We start from the raw sequence: 26763 nt of genomic DNA, 5'->3' as shown, positions 1-26763 counted from the left end.
AGGAGAAAGGATATCGCACGGGCAGACAGCGAAGTCCCTGTGGCAGGCAGTGGTGTTCTCCGTGTGGTTTGTCCTCTGTGTTTTTGTGCCTCTGTGGTTCATCCTTTGGGTGTGCCGAGGTTCTGTTTGCGGAGATTCCACCACGAGATCAGGGCGACGATGATGAAGATCACCGTGGCGATGGCGCTGGCGTAGCCGAAGTTTTGCGAGCTGTCGCGGAAGGCGATGCGGAAGGTGTAGCTGACGAGAATGTCCGTCTGGCCCGCCGGAGTCGCCGCGCCGACCATGTCGGGGCCGCCGGCCGTGAGAAGGTAGATGAGGAGGAAGTTGTTAAAATTGAAGGCGAACGAAGCGACGAGGAGCGGAAAGAGCGGCTTGAAAATCAGCGGAAGCGTGAGCCGGAAGAAGTCGTGGATGGCGTTGGAGCCGTCGATGGCGCTGGCTTCGTAAATGGTGTCGGGCACGGACTGGAGGATGCCGGTGCAGACGATCATCATGTAAGGGAAGCCGAGCCAGGTGTTGACGATGAGAATCATCAGTTTGGCGAGCGTGGGGTCGGCAAACCACCCGGGCTTGATCCCGAAGAGGGCGTTGAGGATGAGGTTTATCTCGCCGAAGTTCTGGTTAAAAAGCCCCTTGAAAATGAGAATCGAGATGAAGGCGGGGACGGCATAGGGCAGGATCAGCAGGGTGCGATAGGCGCGGCGGAAAGGGAGTTCTTTCCATTCGAGGAGAACCGCGAGAAACATGCCGACGGTGAGCGAGAAGGCGACGGAGCCGAGAGCAAAAACGACCGTCCAGATGAAGATCTTGATGAAAGGCCCCTGGATGCCCTTGTCGGTGAAAACTTTTGTGTAGTTGGCGAGACCGATCCAGGTGCGGTAACCGGGGCCGACGGGAGAGCCGACCGCGGCGGGAGCGCTGTCGGCTCTCCCGTCAGGTTCAGGGTTCAGGGTTTGAGGTCTGGAGCTATCCGACTCCGACTCTGGACGCTGAACTCCGGACCCTGAACTGCCGCCGGAGGCGGCGGGCGTAGCGACAACGTAGCGGCCGAGGGTGTCGTCGGGGCGGATGGTTTCGCCGGTGACGAGGTTTTTGAAGGTGTCGTCGGCCGGGTTGTGTTGCCAGAGCGGATGGCGGGGGGCGAAGTCGCGCAGGCCGGTGTTGGTGGCGAGGGTGCCGTCGGGAAGTTCGATGGTGACGTGCTGGAGGGCGGCGCGGAGCTTGATGATGTCGCGCAGGGCGAGGGCGGCGGCTTCCGGAGCCCCGGCCCCGGCGGAGACTTCGGTGGCAGGGATCGTCTCGGGCTTTTCGGGAAGCGCGACGGCAGCGGTCCGGTATGTTTTGGCAGGATCGGCGGAGGCGTCGGCGAGTTCGAGGATATACGCGGCATCGGCGCCTTCGCCCGCCCGGTAGAGCGTGAAGGGGTAACGGGCGTCGGAAGCGAGGTACGTTTCGTCCTGGAAATAGCGGACGACTTGCGGAAAGCGGAGGAGGTTGGCGGAGCTGTAGTTGGTAAAACTTACGTAAACGGTGTAGATCAGCGGGAAGATGACGAAGAGGCCGAAGCCGACGAGGCCGGGGAAGAGGTAACGCCAGGTGTAGGCGCGGGCGCGGACGTAGATCGTGACAGCAAGGGCGTCCACGAGAAGAAGCCCGATGCCGATGCCCGGGTAACCGGCCCGGTAGAGCTGCGCACTGAGGTAGAGGAGCGTGAGGCCGAGAAGCGAGACGATGCCGTGATAGAGGTACTTTTGCCAGGGGCGCATGCGGGAAATGGAGGGGAGAGAACGATGACCTTCGATTGCAGGGGTCCGTTTGCGAAGCCCCTGCAAGGGAACCCGGGCTTTTATTTTCCGTCCTTCATGCGGGCGGCGGCGTGGTCGAGGGCCTCCCTGGGCGTGCTCTGGCCGTTGGTCGCATTGCTGAGCGCGGCCTGAAGCGAGGACCAGAAGCGGCCCATTTCGGGAATGTTGGGCATGAGTTCGCCGGCATCGACACTGGCCTTGGTCGCGGCGATGGCGGGGTCCTTGGAGAGTTCCTTGTAGAAACTTTCGAGGGCCGGCACGCCGAGGGGGACGTCGGCGTTCATCGTGCGCAGGCCGTCGTCGGTGAGGAGATGGTTTTTCAGAAACTCCTCGGCAAGGTCGGCGTTGGGAGAACTGCGGTTGATCATCGCGCCGAGCACACCGACGAAGGGTTTTCCGGGTTTGCCGTTGGCCCCGAGCATGGGGGCGACGGCGAAGGGGATGTTGCTCTTGCGGAGATTGCCCCAGGCCCAGGGACCGGAAACCATCATGGCGAGTTCGCCGGAGTTCATTTTGGACTCCATGACGGAATAGGTGGTGCCCTTGGGCATGATGCCCTGGTTGATGACGTCCACGATCTGCTCGAGCGCCTTGATCGCGCCGGGGGCGTTCACGCCGACATCGTTGAGGTCGTAGCCGCTGGCGCCGCGTTTGTAGACGTAGCCGCCGTCGCTGGCGAGAAAGCCCCAGCTGAAGAAGGGCGTGCCGTAGTCCCACATGATGGGGGTGATGCCTTTTTTCCGGAGATCGGGGGCGAGCTTGATGACGTCGTCGAGGTTGGTGGGCGGGGTGCCGGTGACAAGTTTCGTGTTGTAGATGAGGCCGAGGGCCTCGAGCGACATCGGATAGGCCCAGATACGGTTTTTGTGGGTGAAGGCATCCCAGGCCTTGGGGAAGATTCTGGCCTTGGTGGCGGCGTCGATGTCGACGGGTTTCAGGATGCCGGCGTCGGCCCATTCGCCGAGGCGGTCGTGCGGCCACATGAAAATGTCGGGACCTTTGCCGGACTGCGCGGCCTGGAAAAACTTGTCGGTGACGCCTTCGGGGGCCTCGACCTTGACCGGGACACCGAGCTCTTTGGCGAATGTGTCGCCGACTTGCTGGAGGCCGCGGTAACCTTTGTCGCCGTTGATCCAGATGAGGAGTTTGCCTTCTTCCCAGGCGCGGGCGGCGGGGAGCACGGCGGCAAGCGCCGTGGCGATGCAGAGGAGTGTTTTTGCGTATTTCATAATGGAAAAAACGGATCGGGAATGCGGGGGAAAACCGGGGAGGAGGACGGGAAGCGCCCGCCGCTCTCCGGGAGGAGCGACGGCGGGCGCGTTACGGGATGCGTAGTCAGGTAATAACTACCACCAGGTTTCGGCCTGGAGGCCGAAGGTCCAGGAACCGGTGGAGGTGGCCTTTTCGCCGTTGGGCACGTACCAGCTCGGCATGCTGCCACCCCAGTAATAGTAGCTGGCGTAGGCGCGGATTTCAGGGCGCGACCAGAAGGCGCCCGAGGGTTTGATGACGGCAGCGACGGTGAGTTTGGCCATGGCCGACTGGTCGTCGTCCTTGAGCGTCCAGCGCACGTCGTTGGCCCAGTCGACGCCGAGTTCGGTCTCGATGCCGAAGTGTTCGGTGAACATGTAGATCGGGCGGACGGCGGTGGTCAGGAAGAGGCGGTCGGAGCCGGATTCGGAGGCGGATTTCCAGCCCTTGTCTTCCCAGTTGGCGACGGCGGCCCACATGAGCGAGAACTGGTCGCTGAACTGCCAGACGAGCTGGTTGGTGATCTGCGCGCTCCAGGCGTCTTTCAGAAAGTCGCTCGGCTGGCCGTTGGCGGTGTCGAGCAGGGGCACGTAGGCGCCAAACTGGTAACCGGCGCCGAAACCGTACTGGAGCGAGAGCTTGTTGTAGCCCTTGCTCAGCTCGTTGAACTGGATCCAGCCGAGCGCGAGGCCGACATCGTCGTCGGGAATGCCCTGCGTCGCGCTGGGCGCGCCGGAACTGTATTTGACGCCGCTGCCGCCGTTCACGTACTGCGGGGACACCCAGAGGGTGCCCTTGCCGCCGAAGAGGGACGGGAGGTCGCTCCAGCGGATGTCGATGATCTGCTTGGTGAGGCTGTACTGATCCTTGACCTGCGCGGTGTTGTCGGTGCCGCCGATCCAGGCGACCGCGAGCTTGCCGGGGCCGAGCTTGATGTTTTCCACGCCGCCACCGTAGCCGGAGGTGTCGAGGAAGTAGTAGTCGTAGATGTGGATGTCGTGCCGGTCGTAGAAGCGCTGGCCGGCCCAGAACTGCACGTCGGGGTTGGTCTTGAAGACGTTGCTGGCGGTGACGAAGGCCTCGCGGAAGAGCAGGTCCACGCCGTCGCCATTCTGGTTGGTGTAGTTGTTCTTGTCGCCGTTGTACTTGAAGGCGAGGGTCGTCTGGAAGCCGAACTTCACCGCGTTTTCGTCGGCCCGCGGCATGTTGTACTTGAAGGTCAGCTCGCCGTAGGTGTCGGGTTCGTCACCGAGACGGCCGGGGCCGATCTGGTAAAGGCCGTCCGGGCTGGTGATTTTTTCCTGGCCGCCGCCGCGCTGGTTGATGCCGTAGCCGGCGCGCAGATACGCATGCAGCTCGAAATTCCGGGTCACGTCCTCGGGGATGAGTTTTTCGAAAAAGCCCGGCGAGCGCACTTCCTCCAGCGACTGGCTGGTGGCCTGCTGGCCCTGTTCGAGGGCGGCGACGCGCTGTTCGAGGTTGCCGCTGCCGGCGGCGGGCACAGGAGCGCCGGCGGCGGGCGCGGCGACCGGCGGCGCGGGGGATTTTTCGAGGGTGGCGAGGCGTTTCTCGAGCTCGGCGATCCGGGCTTCGTACGCTTCGCGGGAGGCCTTGATCTCGGCGCGCAGGGCCTCGATGTCAGCGGAGCTTTGGGCAAACGCCGGCGTGCTGCCGAACGTCGTGCCCACAACGACAAGCGCAGCCATGAGGCAGCCGCGCGCGGTGTGGTTCCAGGGTTTGGGTTTCATGGTGGTTTGGAGGGGAGGAAGAGTGCGATCGGAACGCGGGAGCCGGGTCACCGGTCAGGGGGAGAAAAACCGGGCGGCACGAACAGCGGCCCGGGCGGCAGTTGTGAAGACGGGCAAACAGAAAGCCCGCAAGGTTTTGCCTTCAACGGCATTTCCTGCTCCATGTCCGATAATGCCAGGACAAAACCTAGGTCTCGCCCCGCGACTGATCCCGACACTCGGCAACGACGCCGTGAGGCGGGAGTTTTATCAATTGCTGCGCAGCCAGATGCAGGCGGTGGAAACCGGCCGGGCCAAGGTGCGGGTGCCGCACACCACCCACCTGATGCAGCCGCGCCCCGGCATGCACTACCACCTGCGCCCGGAGATTTTCCTGCAACTGCAGGGCGAGACGCGGTTTCGCTTCCCCGGTCGCGGCGAGGCGCTGAGCCTGCGTCCCGGGGAACTGGCGGTCCTCGCCACCGGCTTGCCGCACGGCGAGGAGGCGCGGCGCGGCCCGGGCGGAGAGGAGTTCCGCAACCTCGTGGTGGGTTTTTATTCGAGCTCGGTCAGCATGCACTTCGCGGCCGACGCCGGCGACGGGCGTCCGGATATCGAGCAGATCCTGTTTTTCCCGACCCCCGACCTGAAACGGCTGATCGATCTGGTGGATTACCTGACGCTGCTGGGCAACGCGTCCACCGCCGAGGCGGAAAGCGCCGTGCGCGGGCTGACGCTCGCCATGCTCGCCGTGCTCGGCGACCTCGCCCGCACCGAAACCCCGGAACTGCGCCAGGAACCGCAACGCATCTTCCAGGTGAAATGGCTGGTGCGCGACCAGCTCTACAACCGCGAGCTCAACGTCATCCTCGTGGCCCAGCGGCTCGGATGCTCGGCCGACTACCTCTCGCACCTGTTTCACAAGGAGACCGGCGAAACCCTCATCCACTACATCCATCGCCAGCGCATCACCGGCGCGGTGCAGGCGTTGGCCAACCCGGCGCTGTCGGTCTCGGAAATCGCATGGGCATGCGGGTTCTCCGATCCCGGGTATTTCACGCGGGTTTTCCGCAAGCACACCGGCCTCACTCCGCAAGCCTACCGCGCCAGCCGCCTCGATGACGAAAAACGCGAAAGCGACCGGCCCAAGACCATTTATCACGACCGCGTGGACTACTCTCCCGGCGTGGACCTGAAAAGCACGGGGTAAGCCGCCGCGCGATCGCCGGGCGTCGCCCGGAAAAGACACCCGTGCAAAAGAACCAAAAAACCCTTTGCGCCGCCGCCCCGCCGCGGGCAACTGTAGGGTTTTACTGTTTATCTATTATGGAAGAAGTTCCCTGGCTTGGGCAAACGTTGCGGCGGTGGTCGGTCGGACAGTCCACTTTTCTCGCCATTCCCGAACGCGGCGCCCGGCTCATGCACTGGCACGTCACGCTCGGCGACGGGACCGTGCGCGATGTCCTCCACTGGCCGGAAATCGACACGCTCGACGGCTTTCACTCCGTGCGCGGCGGCAATCCCATCCTTTTCCCCTTCAACGCCCGCAGCTTCGATCACGGCGACATCCAGTTCTGGCGTCACTCCGATGGCATCCGCCGCCCGATGCCCATGCACGGCCTCGCCCGCCAGGGGCGGTTCGAGATCACCCACATCGATGAACGCGGTTTCATGGCCGTCTTCGTCCCCGATGCGCATGCCCGGGAGTGTTACCCGTTCGATTACGATTTCACCGTCGTTTACCGCTTCGCCCCGCTCGGCCTCACCTGCGAATTCATCCTCAAAAACACGGGCAAGACGCCGATCCCGTGGAGCGCCGGGCATCATTTTTATTTCACCCTGCCCTGGGAAGAAGGCCGCACCCGCAGCGACTACCGGATCAGGATTCTCTCCGGCAAAACCGTCCGCCAGGACGCGCGCGGCCAGCTCGTGCCCGGCCCGGCGCTCAAGCCCGAAGAGTCGCTCGGCAACCCGGAGATCGTGGACGCCATCCACCTCGGCCTCAAGTCCAACACCGTCACCGTCCGGCCCGTCGCGGGCGGCGCCGGCATCACCCTCAAAAACGGCCAGGCTCCCGTGCCGCACCCGGAAGCCGCCTTTGTCACCTGGAGCCCCGATGCCGACGCGCCGTACTATTGTGTGGAGCCCTGGATGGGGCCGCCCAATGCTCCCGAAACGAAAGTCGGCCTCCACCACGTGCCGCCCGGCAAGAGCCAGAGTTACATCGTCGAGGTGGCGCTGGCGTAAGAACGGACTATGATCGTTGCCACCATGAGTCTGCCGGGTCTGACGCTGTTTTCCTCCCTGTTTCACTCCATCGCCACGGCCGCGGTGGCCTTCCCCGCCCCGCCCGTGTATCCGTATCCGCCATCGCCGCTGGCCGCATCCGGCACGCTGGCGTTCCTTGAAGGGATCGGCTCGATGGAGTTGCTGCTGATCTTCGTCCTCGGGCTCGTGCTCTTCGGCGGCAAGGGCTTGCCCAATGTGGCCCGCGGACTCGGGCGCGCCATGCGGGAATTCAAGAAAGCCACCAGCGGCGTGGAGGAAGAAATCAAGCGTGCCATGGAAGAGCCGCCGCCCCGCCCCCGCCGGCGCAAGCCGGTCAACGGCACCGCCGCCTCGCGCTCCGCCAGCCGCAGCCTGCCGGCTCCGGCCGCCCCCTCCGCCTCCTCCGCCCCCGCGGTCTCCGATCCGGTCTCCTCCGCCCCGGTCACGCCGGATGACGACTATCCTCCGACCGCCAATCCCGCTCCCCCGCCGGCATCGCCCCCGCCGCCCCCGGCCTCACGCTCCCCCGGCACTCCGCCCGACACTCTCCCCTTGTAAAACCACAACGACAACCCGCACCGCGTCCTCCGACGCCTGTCCGCATATGCCAAACCAACTCGATCAACTGAAGCAGTTCACCACGGTCGTCGCCGACACCGGCGACTTCGCCAGCATGAAGGAGTTCGCCCCGCGCGACGCCACGACGAACCCCTCGCTCATCCTCAAGGCCACCGGCCTGCCCGCCTACGCCGCGCTCCTCGACAAGGCCCTTGCCGATGCCGGCTCCGCCGCCACCCTTCCGCAGGTCATCGACCGGCTGCTCGTCGCCTTCGGCCTCGAAATCCTGAAAATCGTCCCCGGCCGCGTTTCCAGCGAAGTCGATGCGCGCCTTTCCTTCGACACCGAAGGCACCCTCGCCAAGGCCCGCGAGATCATCGCCCTCTACGAAAAAGCCGGCATCGGCCGCGACCGCGTGCTCATCAAGATCGCCTCCACCTGGGAAGGCATCCGCGCCGCCGGCCAGCTCGCGAAAGAAGGCATCCACTGCAACCTCACGCTCCTGTTCTCCTTCCCGCAGGCCGTCGCCTGCGCCGAGGCCGGCGTGCAGCTCATCTCGCCCTTCGTCGGCCGCATCCTCGACTGGCACAAGAAAAACACCGGCAAGGATTACGCCCCCGCCGAAGACCCCGGCGTGCAGTCCGTCACGCAGATCTACACCTACTACAAAAAATTCGGCTACAAGACCGAGGTCATGGGCGCGTCCTTCCGCAACAAGGGCGAGATCCTCGAACTCGCCGGCTGCGACCTGCTCACGATCTCCCCGGCCCTCCTCGCCGAGCTCAAGGCGGGCGACGGACCCGTCACCCGCAAGCTCGATCCGGCCAAGGCTCCCTCGGCCGATCTGGAGAAGGTCACATTCGACGAAAAATCCTTCCGCTTCGCGCTCAACGAAGACGCCATGGCCACGGAAAAGACTGCCGAAGGCATCCGGCTCTTCTCCGCCGACATCGTGAAGCTCGAACAACTCATCGCGAAAAAACGCGGCTGAGCCTGCCCGTGGCATGGGCATCCTGCCCATGAAATGGACACGGGCTTCCCAGCCCGTGTCCGGCATGCAGGGAGGCATGCTGCCACGTCCGAGCTATAGCCACAGGCCTCCGCGCCTGTGACTCCAGGCTGCAAGCATCCCGCCCGTGTAATACCGATTTTTAAAAACCTTCTGATTTTTACACAAAGGTCGCAAAGACCACAAAGGATCGTCTGTCAAGTTCTTCGCGCCCTTCGCGATCTTTGTGTAAAATCCGGAACCTTCAGGAAACCGGTGTAATCCCGATATTACTACACCGCCGCTCCCTCCCCCTTCCGATCCGTCCGCCATCCATGCCCCGCCCGCCGCCCGATTTTTTCCGCTACCTTCCCTGCCCTCCCGAAGCCGAAACCTGGGGGCTGGCCGTCACCGGCGGCGGACAACTTCGCAACGCCCCCGGTACCCCCTACCCGCCCGCCGGGCATCCGCCGGATCATGCGTTTGCCTGGGACTACGGCCGCGTGCTCCCCGCCTGGCAGATTGTGTTCATCGCCGCCGGCCGCGGCCGGTTCGAATCCCGCCACCAGCCCCTGCGGACCATCGGCGCCGGCACCGCGCTCGTCCTGTTTCCCGGCGAATGGCATCGCTACGCGCCCGACCGCCGCACCGGCTGGACGGAGCTCTGGGTCGAATTGCAGGGCCCCGCCTGCGCCCGGCTCGAAGCCGCCGGCGAATGGTCCGCCGCCTCCCCCTGTGTGGAGCTCGACCGTGCCCCGGCCGAAAGCCTCCTGCGCCGCATCCACGCCCTCCTGCGCGGACGCGACGACGCATCACCCGGCTTTTCTCCCGAATCGTCCGCCGCCGCCTGGGAACTGGCCGCCCGGGTGGCCGATGCCCGCCGCCGCCATCACCGGCACGAGAATCCGCCCTCCGCCATCACCCGGGCCGTGCGGCGCGCCGAGGACCTGCTGGCCGAGCGGCTCGACGCCCCGCCCTCGATGCAGGCTCTCGCCCGCGAACTGGACGTGGCCTATTCGTATTTCCGCCGCGAGTTTCGCCGGCAAACCGGCCTTGCCCCGCGCGCCTGGATGCAGCGTCTGCGCCTGGAAAAAGCGCGCCGGCTCCTCGGCAATTCGCGCGCCACGCTCGCCGAGGTCGCCGAGACGCTCGGTTTCAGTTCGCCCTACCACCTGTCCGCGGCCTTCAAGCGCGCCTTCGGCGTGAGCCCCGACCGGTGGCGCCGGGGACTCAATCCACCATAATGAACGGCTCGACGGGACGGAATCCCGGCAGCGCGCACGCGCGGTCGCGCCCCGCCGCATCGGGGAAAAGATAAAGCGCGTATCCGCCGTATCCGCCGCCGCAATACTTCCACGCCAGGGCGCCGGCCGCCGCCACGCCGGCGGACAGTTCCCCGTTGCCGGCTTCCGGATCGCCCGGCAGCGGCTCCATGCCCTCGCCGCGCTGCACCGCGTACGATTCGCGCACCGCCGCCGCGAGCCCTTCGTAGCTGTTCGCCCAGACCGCCTCGCGGGCCGTGCGACCGGCGCGCTCGATCGCGTCGTAATCGCGGGCCAACCCGGTCGCGCCCGGCGTGTCATGCGGCGTCCCCGTCCAGTAAAGCGCCATGCGGCCGCGCAGGAAATCGCCGCTGGTCTTGATCTCGAGATCCGGCCGCAGACCGCTGCGCCACACGCAAAGGCCCGTTTCGGCAATCACGGCCGGATCCTGCCAGCCGGTGCCGATCCCGAGTTCGGCGTCCACACCGTCCTTGCCGTTGAGCAGCGCCCACGCGCCGCTACCGCCGAGGCCGGCGTTGCGCTCGTACGGCCAGCTCCGCAACGACACCGTCGGCGTGATCGCGCAGTTGACGATCCATGCGCCGGCCCGCGCAAACATTGGCACGTCGAGCCAGCCGCCGGCGAAATCCACCCGCAACGGCGCCTCCTGCGGCGCGCGGATATAGCGGACGATCTCGGTCGTGGAGATCGGCGTGAACTGCGGCGGCGTTTTCGGCAGCACCACGTAACTCGCCCCGACCTGGTCGCAGAGTTCCCGTTTCAGCGGCGCGTACTTGTCGTCCTCGGTCACCGCGAGGACGTCGGGACGCAGCCGCAGGAAATCCTCGCGAAAATCGATCCCCTCCTCGTGACCACGGCCCACGACCACCTCGTCCACCATGTCGAGCGCGGCGATCAGCGCCGCCTTGTGCTCGTCGGGCAACGAACTTTTCCGCTGCTTGTGAATCCAGAGGACATCCGACGAGGCGAACGAGACCGTGAGATGCGAGCCGAGCGCCCGCGCTTCGCGGAAAAACTGCACATGGCCAGCATGGAGAATATCGTAACAGCCGGAGACAAAAACGCGTGTCATTCGCTTCTGTCGCTAGCAGTTCCGGACGGCTCGCGGGAGCTTTTTCTGAAAACAAAATCTCATCTGCCCTGTGCCGTCCGCTTATGACCGACGCCTGCCCCAGTCACGCCGCCACCGGCGGCATCGCGCCGGTGCTTTGCTGGTCGTAGAGCCCGCGGTAGAGCAGGCTGCTCGCATAAAGCTCGGCGTGGGGTCCGCGGGCGACGATGCGACCCTCGTTGAACAGCAGGATCATCGTGGCGTCCCGGATGGTGGAAAACCGGTGGGCGATCATCAGCACCGTCTTGCCCTGGACGAGCTTGGTCAGGCTTTTCTGGATCATCGCCTCGCTTTCGCTGTCGAGCGCGCTGGTGGCCTCGTCGAGGATGAGGATCGGGGCGTTACGCAGGAATGCCCGGGCGAGGGCCACCCGCTGGCGCTGCCCGCCGGAAAGCGAGGCGCCGCGTTCGCCGACGATCGTGTCGTAACCTTGCGGGAAGCTCATGATGAACTCGTGCGCGTGCGCATCGCGCGCCGCCTGCTCGACCTCCGCGCGCGTGGCGCCGGGACGACTGAGCAGGAGGTTTTCGTATATGGTGTCGTTGAAGAGAATCGCCTCCTGCGAAACGAGCGCGATATTGCCGCGCAGGTCGGCCAGTCGCATGTCGCGGATGTCGATGCCGTCGATCGTCACGCGGCCGGCGCCGGGATCGAAAAAGCGTGGCACGAGGTTGGCGAAGGTCGATTTGCCCGCGCCGCTCGGCCCGACCAGCGCGCAGACCGTGCCCGCCGGCAAGGTGATGTTCACGTCGGCGAGCACCGGCTCCTTCTTGTAGGCGAAGGTCACATGCTCGAAGGCGATGTCGCCGCGCAGCCGCCCGATTTTCACGGGGCTGGCGGGATCGGTGATCGAAACCGGCTCATTCAGGACCTCCTCGATCCGGTCGAGCGAGGCCAGCCCGCGCTTCATGTTGTTGCTCAGCTCGCCCAGTTTCTTGATGGGGCCGTAACAGGCGTAGAGCGCCACCAGAATCGCCATGAACGTCTCCCAGCTCAGCCGGACATGATAGGCGTAAACCAGGGTCATCGCGATGCCGAACGAGGAGATGATTTCGATACCGGGGCTGATCGCCTTGGAATATTTGACGATCTTCATCTGGTAGGTGAGAAGCTGGCGCGTGCGGGCGCCGAATCGGGCCGTCTCGCGCGCCTCGATGCCGAAGGCGCGCACCTCGCGGGCCGCGCCGAGATTTTCGCTCATCACATTGGTCACCGAACCCAGCTCGCGCTGAAGCTGGCTGGCCCGCCGGACGACTTTCTTGCCCGCGTACCGGATGGGCAGGACGCACAGCGGCACGATGATCAGGCAGACCAGCACCATCATCACGCCTTCCTCCCTGAACGCCAGCCAGCCCACATACCCCAAGGCGGCGGCCAGCGTGAACGGCTGCTGCACGAGGTCGTTGGCCAGGTTGCTCATCGTCGTCTGGAGCTGGTTGGTATCCGCCATGCCGCGCGAGATCAGGTCGCCGTTGCGCTGCCCCTGGAAAAACGAAATCGGCAGGAGTTGCAGCTTGCGGAAGAAATCCAGCCGCAACTGTTCGAGGATCCGCGTGCCGCAGTACTGGAGCAGGTAAACGTTGAGGTAACCCATGACGTTGCGGAAAATGAAAACCCCCGGAATCGATGCGGAGATCATGGCCATGTACCAGAGAGATACACGCGGGGCGGTGGCGTCGAACATCTGCGGCAACACCTTCTTCATCAGGTAAGGCAATGCGGCGCCGTTGCCGATGCCGGCAAGGATACCAAACAGGATCGCCCCCGCGAAAGCCCAGCGCACGGGTTTCAGATAACGGATGTAGGGTCGAAAACGGCTGAGGTCGGAGGCCATAAGTATCGTTTGAAAGCCGGACTTAAAAGCGCGTGCCGACACATGCAAGCCCCGTCAACGGGCAGCCCCCGGAGCTGTCCGGCGACACCGGTCAAAACCGGCGCGTTTTCAGATCGCGTGGAGCGCGCTCTTGCTGACGGCGAGAGCCGCTTCCTTGATCGCCTCGCTCATCGTCGGGTGGGCGTGGATCGTGCGGGCGAGGTCCTCGGCGCTGCCGCCGTATTCCATGTGCGCCACAATCTCGCCGATCAGCTCGCCGGCGTTGCGGCCGAGGATCTGCGCGCCGAGAAGCTTGTCCGTTTTCGCGTCGGCGATGATCTTCACAAAACCGTCCGTCGCATCGGCGCTGATCGCGCGGCCGTTGGCGGCGAAGTTGAATTTCCCGACGTTGACTGCGATGCCCTTCGCCTTCGCCGCATCCTCGCCAAGGCCGATGCTGGCGATCTCGGGATCGGTGTAGATGATGCCGGGAACAAAATCCCAGTTGATGTGGCCAGCCTTGCCGACGATCCACTCGGCCACGGCCACGCCGTCTTCCTCGGCCTTGTGCGCGAGCATCGGGCCGGCCACGACGTCGCCGATCGCCCATACGCCCGGCACGTTCGTGCGCAGGTGGTCGTCCACGACGATGCGCTTTTTCTCGTCGAGCGTGACGCCGATCGTGTCCAGCCCGAGGCCTTCGCTGACCGGGCGGCGGCCGACGGCGACGAGCACCTTGTCGGCCGGGATTTCGAGCGGCGTCTCGCCGCGCATGGCGGTGAGCACGCCCTTCGCATAGCCGGTGACCTTGGCGCCGGTCTCGATTTTCAGCCCCTGCTTGCCGAGGAGGCGGGTGTAGAGCCGGACCACGTCATCGTCACTGGACGCGGCGATTTTCGGCAAAAACTCGACGACCGTGGCCTCGGAGCCGAGGCGCGACCAGACGCTGCCGAGTTCGAGGCCGATGGCGCCGCCGCCGATGACCGCGAGTGTTTTCGGGACTTCGGGCAGCGAAAGCGCGTCGTCGCTGGAGAGGATCGTCTTGCCGTCAAACTTGAGAAAGGGCAGCTCGACCGGCGCGGAACCGGTGGCGATGACGATGTTTTTCGCAGTCAGCGTGGCGGGTTCGGCATCGTTCCCGTTCCGGACCTTGAGGGTGGAGGCATCGACAAACGTGGCGGCGCCGGTGACGACCGTGACCTTGCGGGCGCGGGCGAGCGCGGTCACGCCGCCGACGAGTTTCGCGACGACGTCGTCTTTCTTCTTGAGGAGCGCAGGCAGATCGAGCTCGACGGAGCCGAGTTTGATGCCGTGCGCGGCGGCGTGCTTTTGCGCGAAGGCGAAGTGTTCGGACGAAGCGAGGAGCGCTTTTGCCGGAATGCAGCCGACGTTGAGGCAGGTGCCGCCCAGCGTGGGGCGTTTTTCGACAAGCGCGACCTTGAGGCCAAGTTGCGAGGCCCGGAAGGCGCAGACGTAGCCGCCGGGGCCGGCGCCGATGACGATGAGGTCGAATTGCATGGTGGTGGTTTGAAGTTGGTAGTTTGAAATTTGTAGTTTGTAGTTGGTGGTTGGCGACGGACGGGGCAGGGCAGGGAAATGAGCGGTAAACAGGAGACAGGCCCGGCAACACGCCTTCACCGGTTTCTGATTACCAACTTCCAACTACAAACTTCCAGTTACAGATTCAGCAGAAGCCGGGTCGGGTCTTCGATGGCCTGCTTGACCTTGACGAGGAAGGTGACGGCTTCCTTGCCGTCCACGAGGCGGTGATCGTAGCTGAGCGCGAGGTACATCATCGGGCGGATGACCACCTGGCCGTTGATGGCGACGGGGCGCTCGTTGATCGCGTGCAGGCCGAGGATGGCGCTTTGCGGGGCGTTGAGAATCGGCGTCGAGAGCATCGAGCCGAAAATGCCGCCATTGGTGATCGTGAAGACGCCGCCTTCGAGATCGGGAAGCGTGATCTTTCCGTCGCGCGCTTTTTTCGCGAGGTCGCCGAGCTGTTTTTCGATGCCGGCCATGCTGACGGTGTCGCAATCGCGGATGACCGGAACCATCAGGCCCTTGTCGGTCGAGACGGCCACGCCCACATCGTAATAGCTGTTCTGGACGATCTCGTCGCCCTCGATCCGCGCGTTGATGCCGGGCACGGCCTGGAGGGCATGCACGACCGCCTTCGTGAAAAAGGACATGAAGCCGAGCTTGATGCCGTTTTTCTTCACAAAATCGTCCTGGTATTTTTTGCGAAGCTCCATGACGGCGCTCATGTCCACTTCGTTGAACGTGGTGAGCATGGCCGCCTGGTGCTGCGCCTGGACGAGGCGCTCGGCGAGGCGCTTGCGCAGCGGCGAGAGTTTCTTGCGCGTCTGGCGGCCGGCGGGGATTGCAGGAGCGGCGGCATTCCTGCCGCTGCCGGAGTCGGAGGCAGGCGCCGGCGCCGGGGACGGTGCCGCGGGCGGCGGAGGCTGAGGCGCGGCGGCAGCTTTCGGCGAAGACGCGGCGGCTTCGGCGGCGGCCAGCAGGTCGGCCTTGGTGACGCGCCCGCCCTTGCCGGTGCCGGGGACGGTGGCCGGATCGATGCCGGTCTCGGCGGCGATCCGGGCCACGGCCGGAGAAACGGGAGCCGCGGACGCGGCGGCTTTGGCTCCGGACGGCGCGGGCGCCGGTTCCGCGGCCGGAGCCGCGCCGGCGGTGACGTCGGTGTCGATGGTGGCGACCACTTCGCCGATCTTCACCTCGGTGCCTTCGGCCGTCCTGAGCGTGATCTTGCCGGCGGCCTCCGCCATGCCTTCCGACGTGATCTTGTCGGTCTCGAGCTCGAAGAGCGGCTGGTCGCGGGCGACAACGTCGCCATCGGCCACACGCCACTTGGCCAGCACGCCGGTCAGGATGGATTCGCCCATGGGAGGGATTTTTACGTCGATAGTTGGCATGGTCGGTAAACGGGTCGTTGGACGGGACAGAGATGACAGATGAGACTGATAGGGCAGATCCGCCGGGCTGAAAAGCCCGGGAACGGGTTTTCTGCCCATCGCCGCAGTTTTTATTCGGCAAAGGCCGCCTTGAGGAAGGCGTTGAGCTCGATCTTGTGGACAGCCAGCGCGCCGACCGCCGTCGCGGCGCCGGCATCGCGGCCGTAGTAGGCCGGCTTGCGTCCGAAAATGTCCTCGAGCTGCGGGGCGATGTAGCTCCAGCCGCCCATGTTCTGCGGCTCCTCCTGGCACCAGGCAAGGTGGGCGCGCGCGTACGTTTTGGCGACGGCGGCGAGCTTGTCCTTGTGCAACGGATACAGTTGCTCGACGCGGATGAGGGCCACGTCCTCGATGCCGTTGGTCACGCGGTAGTGATGCAGGTCGTAGTAAACCTTGCCCGAGCAGAGGATGACGCGGCGGGCGTCGGCCGGGTTGCCGAAATGCGGGTCGTCGAGAATCTCCTGAAAATGCCCGCTGGTGAAGTCCGGGAACATCGACACCGCGATCGGGTTGCGCAGGAGCGACTTGGGCGACATGACGATGAGCGGCTTGCGGAAATCGCGCTTCATCTGCCGGCGCAGGGCGTGGAAGTAGTTGGCCGGGGTCGTGATGTTGACGACCTGCATGTTGTCCTCGGCGCAGAGTTGCAGGAAACGCTCGAGGCGCGCGGAGGAGTGCTCGGCCCCCTGCCCTTCGTAACCGTGCGGGAGGAGCAGGACGATGCCGCTGGCGCGCTGCCACTTGGATTCGGCGGAGCTGATGAACTGGTCGATGACGACCTGCGCGCCGTTGGCGAAGTCGCCGAACTGCGCTTCCCAGATACAGAGCATCTGCGGGAAATCCAGCGAGTAGCCGTAGTCGAAACCGAGGACGGCCGCTTCGGAGAGCAGCGAATTGTAGACGCAGAACCTGGCCTGGTTTTCCGAAAGGTGGCGCAACGGGATGTACTTTTCGCGGTCCTCGTAATCGTAGAGGACGGCGTGGCGGTGGCTGAAGGTGCCGCGTTCGCAATCCTGGCCGCTGAGACGCACGGGGATGCCCTCGATGAGCAGCGTGCCGAAGGCGAGCGCCTCGGCGTAGGCCCAGTCCACGGGGCCGCCTTCCTTGTGCGACTGGATGCGGGCGTCGAGGAAGCGGCGGATTTTCGGGTTGGGGTGGAAACCGGGCGGCAGGTGCGTGAGGCCGGTGACCACGGTGTCGATCACCTCGGGCGTGACCGCGGTGGGCACGGGATCGTGATTGTAAGCGGGCTGGAAAACGGCGGTGGAGCCACGGAACTGGTCGCCCTTCTCGCCGGTCGCCGCGCGCTCGATGTCGGCGAGCTTGGCCTTCTCGAAGGCGGCGTCCATCGCGGCGGTGTACTCGGCCTTGATGGCGTCGGAATCGGCCTGGGTGAACGTGCCCTCCTCGACGAGGCGCTGCGTGTAGATCGTGGAAACGAGCGGGTGTTTGGCGATCTGCTTGTAGAGGACGGGCTGGGTGAAGGCGGGTTCGTCGGCCTCGTTGTGCCCGTGGCGACGGTAGCAGTACATGTCGATGACGATGTCGCGCTGGAACTTGACGCGGAACTCGAGCGCGAGGCGGGCCACCATGCAGACGGCCTCGGGATCGTCGCCGTTCACGTGGAAGATGGGCGCCTCGATCATCTTGGCGACGTCGGTGCAGTAGCGCGTGGAGCGGGCGTCGACGGGCAGCGTGGTGAAGCCGATCTGGTTGTTGATGACGAGGTGGACGGTGCCGCCGGTGCGGTAGCCGGAGAGCTGGGAAAAGTTGAGCGTTTCCGCCACGACGCCCTGGCCGGCGAAGGCGGCGTCGCCGTGTATCAGGAACGGACATACGCGGCGGCGCTCGACGGAGTCGCCCCGGATGCGCTGGCGGGCGCGGGCCTTGCCCTCGACCACGGGATCGACGATCTCCAGGTGCGAAGGGTTGGCGGCGAGGCGCACCTCGACGGTCTTGCCGGCGCTCGTGGAGAGCACGGCTTCGTAGCCGAGGTGGTACTTCACGTCGCCGTCGCCGGCCACGGTGTGCGGGATGTAGTTTTCCGAAAACTGCTCGAAGAGGACGTCGAAGGGTTTTCTCAGGATGTTGGCGAGGACGGAGAGGCGGCCGCGGTGGGCCATGCCGAGGACGAATTCCTCGACGCCGACCTCGGGCGCGTGCTCGATCATGGCGTCGAAGGCCGCGATCACCGTCTCGCCGCCTTCGAGCGAAAAGCGCTTCTGGCCGACGTACTTGGTGTGGAGAAATTTTTCGAAGAGCTCGGCCTTGTGGACGCGGCGGAGGATGCGGCGCTTTTGCTCCTTCGTGAAGGAGGGCGTGTTGTTGCACGACTCCATGCGGGTTTGCAGCCACTCGCGGGCGGCGTGGTCCTGCACGTGCATGTACTCGACGCCGACATTGGTGCAGTACGTGTCCTTGACCGCCTCGACGATGTCGCGCAGGCGCATCTGGCCGCCTCCCTTGAAATTGGTCAGCGTAAAGGACTCGTCGAGATCCTCCTCGCCGAGGCCGAAGGCGGACAGCGTGAGCTTGGGGTGGGGCGGCGGCGGCGGGCTGAGCGGATCGAGGTGGGCCTCGAGGTGGCCGTGCGAACGGTGGGCGTTGATGAAGCGGCCGACCTGGGCCTGCTTGTAGCTGTCGATGACCTTGATCCCGGCGGCGGGCGCGGCTCCGATGGGACTGCCGGCGTTGCCGAGGGTGAAACCCTGGAAAAACGCGCGCCAGGTGGGGTCAACCGAATCGGGATTGTCGAGCCATTGGGCGTAGGCGGCTTCAAGGACATCCGCATTGGCGCGGGTCGGGAGCGTTGGATTCATGATTGTCGTCGTAAAAAAACAAGCCGCGGCCGTCCGGAAGATGCGGTCGGGCGCGGATTCGGAAAGATGCAGGATGTGTGCTTGAGGTCGTTCGTAGTCATGCCCGTTGTTTTTGGGCACCCTTATCAATTACCGGATCGTATCTTTTCTCAAGTTCATTGCCCCTTGCTGCGTATAATGTGAGCGTAGCTGAAGCATTGTCCGCGAGACGTGATTATAAATTAATGACAAAAATGGAAACCGACATCAAGGAAGCACTCATCGCGCTACTGGAGGCCATCAGGAAATCGGATGGGCAGACCATCGGCACCCGTATGGCGCAACTGGATGATTTGCTGGCACGCGGGCAGACGGGCGGCCTGCACCCACAACTGGCGCATTTTCTTCAGAACCGGAGCTATGCGAAAGCGCTCATGTTTCTCGGCGGCGCCGGGGACATCCCGGCGGGCGTCTGTGGCGGAGGCCGGAAAGGGGGAGCTGGCGCATGAGCAGGAACGATCGAATCACCGGAAACGGCACAGGCAAGCTCGCCACCGACGGCGGGCAGGACCTCGGACAAAACCCCTTTGGCGCGCTCGCCGGCCTCGGCCTGCCGCCCGGCCCGCCAGCATCCGCCAAGGCGGAATTTCGACCGTCACCGGCCGGCGGCGAGGCTCCGAAGAAAAATCGCGGCCGCGTGGACATCCTCCGCACCAAGGCCGGCCGCGGCGGCAAGACGGTGACCGTGGTGCGCGGTTTTGTCGGCATCGGCCTGCCGGAGAAGGAACAACTCGCGAAAAAAATGCAGAAGGCGTGCGGGTGCGGCGGCACGGTCAAGGACGGGCAGATCGAGGTGCAGGGCGACAAACGCGAGGACGTCGCGCGGATCCTCGCCGAGGCCGGCTTCCGGCCCGTATTCGCCGGCGGATGACATCCTGCGGGAAATGCCCGCCAGGGGAGGGAGGGGGTTGCGCAACCCCCTCACATGGCTTGCATGATGCCCCGCAATGGTTAACCTGGCTCAACGTTTTGTCCGGAGCGGACCCTTCAGGCCTCGATCCGGCAATCCTGCCGCCTGCCTGATTCTCTCTCCTCCAAGCCCGGAAGCCCTTTTATGAAAAAAAACAGCATCATCACGATCATCGTCCTTCTGCTCCTCGCCGGCGCCGGCTTTTTCGGCTGGCAGAGCTGGCAAAAGAAGGCCACCGAGGCGAAGCAGACCGAGGCAACCGCCGCCGATGAACTGGCCGAACGTGAGCGCGCCGCCGAAGCTGCCCGCCTGGCCGCCGCAGAGGCCGAGGCGGCCCGCCTCGCCGAGCTCAAATCACGGAAAGATGCCGAGGCGGCCGAAGCCGCCCGCCTCGCCGCGGCCGAAGCCGAAGCACGCCGCGTCGCCGCCGAAAAGGCCGGCGAGGAAGAAGCCGCCCGCCTCGCTGCCGAGCAAAAGCGCCTCGCCGACGAGAAGGCCCGCGCCGATGTCGAGGCCCGCCAGCTCGCCGAACAGCGCGCCCGCGAGGCCGCCGCCGCCGAAAAAGCGCGCCAGGATGCCCTTGCCCGGGTTCAGAGCACCGGCGAGTTGAACAGCGGCCGGGCCGATGCCGACCGCGAAGCCGCCCGCCTCGCCGCCCTCCGGGCGCAGGAGGAGCGCGACCGCCAGCTCTCCGCCATCGCCTCGGTGCGCCCGGTCGACCGGATCGTTTATCCGCCGGAATACAAGGTCCGCCAACACTACAATCTGCAGGTGCTGATGGAAAACGAGCGCCGCGAGGCCGCCGCCAGAACGGCCGAGGCCGAGCTGGAAAGCGAGCACGCCGCGGCTCCGCAGCCGTAAGGGAGCGGCGGCATTCCTGCCGCTGCAGACGACGCGAAGCGTCGCCGGTCAGGTGTTTGGGCTATGATCAGGCAAAGGGCGAGGCGCGCCTGCGCCTCGTCGCAGCGGCAGGTACCGAGGCCGAAGGCCGACAGCTTGCCATGCCGCCGCTCCGTCGGGCGCCCGTCGGCTCACAGCCATTTTTTGCGCCGCATGTAGGCCAGCATCGCCAGCACGCAGGCGGCCGTGAGGCCCGCCGCGATCGGGTAAGCGTAACGGGCATGCAGCTCGACGCCTTCCATCGCCTTGAAATTCATCCCGTACCAGCCGCCGACCAGCAGCGGCGGGATCGTCAGCGCCGTCAGCGCCGTCAGCACGCGGATGCCGTCGTTGGCTTCGTGGCTCGATTTGTTGAGATAGATGCGAAACGACAGGATCAACTGGTCGGCCCAGGCCGCGGCATGCTGTTCGATGCGCCCGAGTTCCTCGGAGAGATCGCGCAGGTAGGGCACCATCACGGGGCGGATCAGCCGCCACTTGCGGCCGGCGAGCTGGGCGGCGACCTCGCGCTGCGGTTTCACGATCTGGCGCAGTTGCGAGAGCTCCTTGCGCAAGGCCACCACGTTCGGGAAAAGCTCGCGCGCGGGCGCATTGCTCAGGGCCGCCACCTCGATGTCGCGCAGGTCGCGGTTGAGTTCGTCGAGCGCGGGCTTGTAGGCCTCAACCATGAAGTCGAGCAGCGTGTGCGCGAAACGGTCGGGGCCGCGCACCACGGTCGGCAGTTTCACGGCGCGCTCGATGGCGAGATCGACCGGCCGGAGCGGCTGCCGGTGCAGCGTGACGAGAAAGTTTTTGCCGAGGATGAGATCGAGTTCGGTCGTGGAAAACTTGTCGGTCCTCGAATAGTCCACCGCGTGCATCACGAGGTAGAGGTAGTCGCCGTAGTCCTCGAGTTTGGGCAGCGGGGAATCGGTGGTGCAGTCCTCGATGACGAGCGGGTGAAAGGCGAAGGAGTCCTCGAGCACGGATCTGATTTCGGCATCGGTGGGCGCGGACAGGTCGATCCAGAGAATCACCGCCGGGTCCTGCCGCAGCGCGGCCAGCGCCTCCGGCGGCGGATTGCGCTGGTTGAAGCGGTTGTCGCGAAAAACGAGGGTCGTGATCATATCCAGCGGCGGCGGCGGCACCACCAGATCATCAGGGCGGTGCAGATGAGGGTGACAATCCATGCGCCGGCATAGCCGTAGTGCAGGTGGAGCTCGGGCATGTTTTCGAAATTCATGCCGTACCACGAGCCGATGAGGATCGCCGGCAGGCTGATCGCGGTGAGCGCAGTGAGCACCTTGATGCCCTCGTTGGCCTGGTAGCCGGACTTGCTCAGGTAGAGATCGAACGAGATGAGGAGCTGGTCGGCGTAGCTGGCGGCCGTCTCCTCGATGCGCACGAGATTGTCGCGCAGGTCGCGGAAGTAGGGCAGCATGACGTTGCGGATCACCTTCGATTCGCCGTGGGCGAGACGCGTGATGACCTCGCGCTGCGGGCGGATGACCTCGCGCAGGCGGGAGATTTCGGTGCGGGCGGCGAGCAGGCGCGGCGTGAGGTCGGCCGAATCGGGCGAGAGCACTTCCTCCTCGATGTCCTCGATCAGCGCGCGCAGGCGGTCGGTGATCGGGGCGTAGTTGTCGATCATCGCATCGAGGACGAGGTGGGCCAGCTTGTCGGAACCGCGGGCGGCGATGCCCGCGCCCTTGCTGCAACGCTCGATCACCGAGGCGACGGAGCGCAGCTGCGAACGGTGAAAGGTGACGAGAAACTCCTTGCCGATAAAAAAGTTCAGTTCGGTGGTCGCGAACTTGTCCGTCTGCGAGAAATCGACCGGATGGGCGACGAGGAACAGGTAGTCTTCGTAATCCTCGACCTTGGGCAGGGAACTGGGCGTCACGCAGTCCTCGATGGCGAGGGGGTGAAACGCGAACACGCCTTCCAGCACCGCCTTGATTTCCTCGTCGGTCGGCTGGTCGAGATCGACCCAGAGCACGAGGCCCTTGTCGGCACGGACGAGCCGCAGGGCGTCGAGATCGAGATCGTGGCCCACCAGCCTGCCGTCGGAAAAGATGAAGTTGTGGATCATACCTGCGCGAGCGCCAAACGAATGCCGGAGAGGGCGTGACGGCAAGCCCCGACAGGGAGGGGCGGCGTCCTCGCCGCCCGACGGACCCGGCAGGTCCGCCAAAAATGCAATCCTTGCAAAATCCGGGCGCGCTGACGCGCGTCCGGCGGCGGAGACGCCGCCGCTCCCTCTGTGCGCTGCGTAATGTGCTATCAGTTCGTCACCGTTTCCGCCGGCGCAGCGCGACGAAAGCCAGCATCGCCAGTCCGGCCAGCGCCGCATAGGCAGCCAGTTCGGGAACGACGGACACCGTTCCCAGAATCACGCCCGCATCACTTGCCTGCGTCGGGAAACCAGGCGCCCCGGACATCCCCCAGCCAAAGATCAGATCTCCCGTCCAGCCGGTGTCGAAGACACTTCCTCCCATGAGGGCGGCCGCTGCGCTCCAGTCCAGGGAAAAGGTCAGGTCAACAGGCTGTCCGACCTTCTCCTGAAGTTTGGTATAGCTGATGTAAAAAATCGCCCCGGTTGGAGAATCGATCCCCCCGACATCCCCGGTGCCCAACACGGCTGACCCTGAGGGCAAATCCTCCACCATGCTACTGAGATTGTCTGTAATCGTCGTCGTCCCCTTCCTGGTGTTTTCCCATGTCGTCACCGCATCCGGCGAGTCGCTGAGGAATTCCGTATAGGGGCCGATGATCCCGGACGAGGAAGCCCAGACGAAAATAACACTGTCGGCAGAACTGCCCGCCCATTCGGGCCAGGTACCCGTGATAGTGAAGGAGAGGCTGCTGGAATCGATATCCTGCAAGGTAATCGAGAGATCGGCGAAGGCTCCCGCAGCCGACAGGACCGTGGACGCAAAAACTGCGCCGCCGAGCCGGACCGGTTTCGCTATCAGGTTGAGAAAGCCGCCCTTGCGAGGTGAAACAGGCTGTGGATGCGGGTATGTGGTAGCGTTGTACATGTGATCGGAAAATAACACGTACGTTACCAGTTCCGCCTTCCTCGCGGTAGTCAGGCAAACACCTGATTTTTGGGGAAAGTCGAGGGAAAGCCGGCCTGCCGGCTCTCCGCTTCAGGCCGTCTCCTCGTTGGAGAAGACCTGCTGCACATCGTCGAGGTCGTCGAGGGCGTCGTGCAGCTTTTCGATGCCGGCGGCGACGGTGGCGTCAACCGGCACGGTATTCGAAGGGATGTAGGCGAGTTCGGCGCTTTCGGTCCGGATGCCGGCCTTGTCGAGGGCGGTGAGCACCTTGTCGAAAACGTGCACGTCGCAACGCACCTCGAAACCGTGCTCGCTGGTCAGCACGTCGTCGGCGCCGGCCTCGAGCGCCACTTCCATGAGCGCGTCCTCGGTGGTCTGGTCGGCGGCGATGAGGAACTGGCCGGCATGGATGAACTGGAAGGCCACGGCGCCGGTGCTGGCGAGGTTGCCGCCGTGACGGGAGAAAACGGAGCGGACATCCTGCGCGGCGCGGGTCTTGTTGTCGGTCGTCACCTTGACGATGAAGGCGACGCCGCCGGGTCCGTAGGCTTCGTAGGTGATGTCCTCATACACGACGCCGGGGAGTTCGCCGGTGCCTTTTTTCACGGCGCGGTCGACGTTGTCGGCCGGCATGTTGGCTTCGCGCGCCTTGGCGAGCAGGGTGCGCAGGCGGGCGTTGCCTTCGGGGTCGCCGCCGCCGGCCTTGGCGGCGAGCGTGATGTCGCGCGAGAGGCGCGAGAAGACCTTGCCCTTGCGGGCGTCGGTGACGGCTTTCTGCCGTTTGACTTTGGACCACTTGTTATGACCGGCCATGTTCGAACGAGTTTAGGGTTCAGGGTTTAAGGTTCAGGGTTGGGAGTTGGTTCAGAATCCGGAGATGAGATTGGACGTTTTGCGCCAACTCTGAACTCCAAACTCCAAACCCTGAACTGCGCGGAAATTTTGAAGCGCCGGGCGCTTCAAAACTTCCGCGGGCCTTTCGGCGTCACGTTCCTGACGGGCTTGGCGGGTTTGCCGCCGGGGCCGCGGCCCTTGCCGCCGCCGCCCGGAGCGGGGGCGGGGGCCACGGGCTCGTCGTCGGTGAGCTTGTTGACCACGATCTGCTGGCCGATGGTGAACAGGCCGTTGATCGTGGAGTACAGCGCGAGGGCGCAGGAGAAGTTGTAGCAGATGATCGTGAAGATCCACGGCATCAGCTTGAAGATTTTCGCCTGGGCATTGTCCACGGACGGCGATGGCGTGAGGCGCATCTGGAAGACCATCGTGGCGCCCATGAGGAGCGGCAGGATGTTGATCGGGAGCGTCATGAACCCGAGCGGGATGCGCGCGATGGTGTCGGGCGCGGAAAGATCCTTCGCCCAGAGGAACGACTGGAAACGCAGCTCGGCCGTGCCCTGCAGCATGGCGAAGAACGCCACGAAAAGCGGGATCGTGATGAGCACGGGCAGACAGCCGCCCATCGGGTTGACCTTGTGCTCCTTGAAAAGCGCCATCGTCGCCTGATTCTTCTTGTTGGGGTTGTCCTTGTACTTCTCCTGGATCTCTTTCATCAGCGGCTGCAATTTCTGCATGCGCTTGGCGGAGCGGGAGGCGGCGAGGGTAAAGGGCAGCGAGACGGTCTTGAGGAGCAGCGTCATGAGCACGATCGCCACGCCCCAGTTGCCGACGCCGGAGTGGATCCAGTTCATGAGCCGGTTCATGATCGGGGCGACGATGCCGCTCAGGAAGATGCGGTTGAAGAAGTACCGGTCGAACTGCATCACCTTGTCCTCGCGGTGCTCGAACTTCGAGAGGCGGGTGTACTCCTTGGGGCCGACGTAAAGCTTGCCGGCGATCGTGGCGGATTCTCCGGGCGGGATGGCGGAGAGGTCGACCTTGACCGACGCCGTGAGCCCGATGTTTTCCGCGCTGGAGCCGGGGATCGGCACGCCGAAATTCACGCGGCGCACGGTGACGCCGGCCGCGGGAGCCGCATCGGGCGTGTAGATGCTGGCGAAAAACTGGTTCTTGACCGAGGCCCAGACGACCGGCCCGGGCTGGTGCACCCAGGCCTTGGGCCGGGCGTCGCCGATGCCGAAATTGGTGAGGAAGCCGCCGCCCTTGAGTTCGTTGCGGTCGGTGAAATGCGGCTTGTCACCATCGTAGGAGGCGACGTTGAGATAAAATCCGTTGTCGGTGGCGCTGAGGATCGAGGAGGTGCCGAGGCTCAGGTTGACCCAGGTGGGCGGATTGGTGTGGTCGGAAATGTTGCGCAGCGTGGTGGTGTGCTGGATACGATAGGGATCGCCGCTGCCCTTGTCGTCGGAGGCGGGAGCGAGCGTGTAGCGGCGGGTGATTTCGAGGCGCTTTTCGAACACGGCCCGGTAAACGACCTCGGCCGGCGTGGCGCTGACGAGTTCGAAGCGAGTGCTCTGGTCGAGGCCGGGGATTCCCGTGAAGGCGAGAATCGGGTCGGCATGGATCTCGTTGAACACGTAGGGCGCGGGATCGTCCTTCGTGACCGGATACTTCTTTATCGCCACGTCGCGGACGGCGCCGCCGAAGTTGGTGAAGCGCACTTCGACAAATTCGTTGGAGAGCGTGGTGATGACGGCGTCCGCCTTCGGGCTCGCGAGCGCGGCAAACTCCGTGCTGGGCGGCGGCGGTGGCGCCGCCAGGACCGGCTCGGCGGGCGACGACGCATCGCCCGGGATGGTGGCCGGAGCGCTCGTCTGCTCCACGGCCGGGGCCGGCGCGGGCGCCGCGGACGGAGCGGAGACGGCCGGAGGTGTCTGGGCAGGCGGCGCCTTGGGTTGCTGGCGCGCGCCGTAGATAAAGACAGCGGCGGCCGCCGCAAGGAAGGCGAGCCCGATGGTCAGGTTTTTTTTGTCCATTTAACGAGAAGTAAGGCGAACGGTTGGAAAATTGTGGAAATGCGTCCGGGAAAAGAAAGGGTGCGCGGGAGGCGTCACGCCGCCGGGCGCGACACCCGGGAGCACACGGGGCGGCGTTCTCCCCGGGCCCGCGGCTCGCGGCGGGGCGGCACCGGATCGTCGCCGCCGGCGAAAAGCGGATTGCAGCGGAGCACCCGCCAGGCGGTGAGGCCCGTTCCGCGGATCAACCCGTGCACGCGCAACACCTCGGCGCCATAATGCGAACACGTCGGGTAAAAACGGCAGCCGCACGCAGGCCCGAAAATCGCGGGTTTCAGGGGCGAGAGCACGCGCTGGTAAAACCGGATGCCAAGCAGCAGCCCCCGGACAGGCAACCGGGCGGCAGTGCGAAAAAACCTGGCG

General features: G+C 64.9%; 22 protein-coding genes. 8 read left to right on the top strand and 14 right to left on the bottom strand.

Annotated elements, in window-relative coordinates:
* Positions 1-98: 98 nt before the first annotated feature.
* The 3 genes from malF to OPIT5_18335 form a co-directional block, all read right to left on the bottom strand.
* Positions 99-1835 carry a maltose transporter membrane protein gene (malF, locus tag OPIT5_18345; protein AHF91891.1) on the bottom strand — a complete coding sequence of 579 codons (1737 nt, stop codon included), beginning with the start codon at positions 1833-1835 and terminating at the stop codon, positions 99-101.
* 14 nt (positions 1836-1849) lie between these two features.
* Positions 1850-3037 (bottom strand): sugar ABC transporter substrate-binding protein, encoded by a 1188-nt coding sequence (gene malE / locus OPIT5_18340; protein ID AHF91890.1) that lies wholly within the window; start codon positions 3035-3037, stop codon positions 1850-1852.
* Between the two features lie 117 nt (positions 3038-3154).
* Entirely contained in the window at positions 3155-4858 is a 1704-nt protein-coding gene (locus OPIT5_18335) for a porin (protein AHF91889.1), read from the bottom strand.
* A gap of 121 nt (positions 4859-4979) precedes the next feature.
* Here OPIT5_18335 and OPIT5_18330 point away from each other — a divergent pair, with 121 nt between their 5' ends.
* From OPIT5_18330 to OPIT5_18310, 5 genes are all read left to right on the top strand, one after another.
* Positions 4980-5996 carry an AraC family transcriptional regulator gene (locus OPIT5_18330; GenBank protein ID AHF91888.1) on the top strand — a complete coding sequence of 339 codons (1017 nt, stop codon included), beginning with the start codon at positions 4980-4982 and terminating at the stop codon, positions 5994-5996.
* A 116-nt stretch (positions 5997-6112) separates the two neighbouring features.
* The gene (locus tag OPIT5_18325; protein ID AHF91887.1) at positions 6113-7033 is read left to right on the top strand and encodes an aldose 1-epimerase; all 921 of its coding nucleotides are present in this window, start codon (positions 6113-6115) and stop codon (positions 7031-7033) included.
* 9 nt (positions 7034-7042) lie between these two features.
* A complete protein-coding gene (locus OPIT5_18320; protein AHF91886.1) occupies positions 7043-7612 on the top strand; it encodes a preprotein translocase subunit TatA in 570 nt (189 codons plus the stop codon).
* A 46-nt stretch (positions 7613-7658) separates the two neighbouring features.
* The gene (locus OPIT5_18315; protein ID AHF91885.1) at positions 7659-8603 is read left to right on the top strand and encodes a transaldolase; all 945 of its coding nucleotides are present in this window, start codon (positions 7659-7661) and stop codon (positions 8601-8603) included.
* 332 nt (positions 8604-8935) lie between these two features.
* The gene (locus tag OPIT5_18310; protein AHF91884.1) at positions 8936-9844 is read left to right on the top strand and encodes an AraC family transcriptional regulator; all 909 of its coding nucleotides are present in this window, start codon (positions 8936-8938) and stop codon (positions 9842-9844) included.
* Here the strand turns inward: OPIT5_18310 and OPIT5_18305 are convergent.
* From OPIT5_18305 to sucA, 5 genes are all read right to left on the bottom strand, one after another.
* On the bottom strand, positions 9831-10955 hold the full coding sequence (locus tag OPIT5_18305; GenBank protein AHF91883.1) for a cytidyltransferase: 1125 nt from the start codon (positions 10953-10955) through the stop codon (positions 9831-9833). The genes OPIT5_18310 and OPIT5_18305 overlap by 14 nt on opposite strands.
* A gap of 103 nt (positions 10956-11058) precedes the next feature.
* A complete protein-coding gene (locus tag OPIT5_18300) occupies positions 11059-12828 on the bottom strand; it encodes an ABC transporter (protein ID AHF91882.1) in 1770 nt (589 codons plus the stop codon).
* A 108-nt stretch (positions 12829-12936) separates the two neighbouring features.
* Positions 12937-14325: a dihydrolipoamide dehydrogenase gene (locus tag OPIT5_18295; protein ID AHF91881.1), complete on the bottom strand. Its 1389-nt coding sequence runs from the start codon at positions 14323-14325 to the stop codon at positions 12937-12939.
* Between the two features lie 158 nt (positions 14326-14483).
* Positions 14484-15740, bottom strand: coding sequence for a dihydrolipoamide succinyltransferase (locus OPIT5_18290; protein ID AHF91880.1), 1257 nt, complete (start codon positions 15738-15740; stop codon positions 14484-14486).
* 110 nt (positions 15741-15850) lie between these two features.
* Positions 15851-18598: an MFS transporter gene (sucA, locus tag OPIT5_18285; protein ID AHF91879.1), complete on the bottom strand. Its 2748-nt coding sequence runs from the start codon at positions 18596-18598 to the stop codon at positions 15851-15853.
* A gap of 233 nt (positions 18599-18831) precedes the next feature.
* Between sucA and OPIT5_18280 the strand changes: the two genes are divergently transcribed.
* From OPIT5_18280 to OPIT5_18270, 3 genes are all read left to right on the top strand, one after another.
* Positions 18832-19086: a hypothetical protein gene (locus tag OPIT5_18280; GenBank protein AHF91878.1), complete on the top strand. Its 255-nt coding sequence runs from the start codon at positions 18832-18834 to the stop codon at positions 19084-19086.
* Positions 19083-19508 (top strand): translation initiation factor SUI1, encoded by a 426-nt coding sequence (locus tag OPIT5_18275; GenBank protein AHF91877.1) that lies wholly within the window; start codon positions 19083-19085, stop codon positions 19506-19508. Before OPIT5_18280 ends, OPIT5_18275 begins: the two co-directional genes overlap by 4 nt.
* A 183-nt stretch (positions 19509-19691) precedes the next feature.
* Complete coding sequence (locus tag OPIT5_18270; GenBank protein AHF91876.1) at positions 19692-20408, top strand: chromosome segregation ATPase; 717 nt, start codon at positions 19692-19694, stop codon at positions 20406-20408.
* 170 nt (positions 20409-20578) lie between these two features.
* Here the strand turns inward: OPIT5_18270 and OPIT5_18265 are convergent, their stop codons facing one another.
* The 6 genes from OPIT5_18265 to OPIT5_18240 all read right to left on the bottom strand — a co-directional run bounded on the left by OPIT5_18265 (position 20579) and on the right by OPIT5_18240 (position 26720).
* Positions 20579-21553, bottom strand: a complete 975-nt coding sequence (locus tag OPIT5_18265; GenBank protein ID AHF91875.1) for a magnesium transporter — start codon at positions 21551-21553, stop codon at positions 20579-20581.
* Positions 21550-22518, bottom strand: a complete 969-nt coding sequence (locus OPIT5_18260; protein AHF91874.1) for a magnesium transporter — start codon at positions 22516-22518, stop codon at positions 21550-21552. The genes OPIT5_18265 and OPIT5_18260 overlap by 4 nt, the downstream gene beginning before the upstream one ends.
* 199 nt (positions 22519-22717) lie before the next feature.
* Positions 22718-23467: a glycosyltransferase family 1 gene (locus OPIT5_18255; protein AHF91873.1), complete on the bottom strand. Its 750-nt coding sequence runs from the start codon at positions 23465-23467 to the stop codon at positions 22718-22720.
* Between the two features lie 111 nt (positions 23468-23578).
* A complete protein-coding gene (locus OPIT5_18250) occupies positions 23579-24301 on the bottom strand; it encodes a transcriptional regulator (protein ID AHF91872.1) in 723 nt (240 codons plus the stop codon).
* 146 nt (positions 24302-24447) lie between these two features.
* Positions 24448-26361, bottom strand: coding sequence for a membrane protein (locus OPIT5_18245; GenBank protein AHF91871.1), 1914 nt, complete (start codon positions 26359-26361; stop codon positions 24448-24450).
* Positions 26362-26435: 74 nt separating this feature from the next.
* Positions 26436-26720 carry a hypothetical protein gene (locus tag OPIT5_18240; protein ID AHF91870.1) on the bottom strand — a complete coding sequence of 95 codons (285 nt, stop codon included), beginning with the start codon at positions 26718-26720 and terminating at the stop codon, positions 26436-26438.
* Positions 26721-26763: the final 43 nt, after the last annotated feature.

The organism is Opitutaceae bacterium TAV5, from assembly GCA_000242935.3.
Taxonomy (GTDB): domain Bacteria; phylum Verrucomicrobiota; class Verrucomicrobiia; order Opitutales; family Opitutaceae; genus Geminisphaera.
Note: the sequence above shows the minus strand (reverse complement) of the source record. Positions and strands in the feature narration are given on the sequence as shown.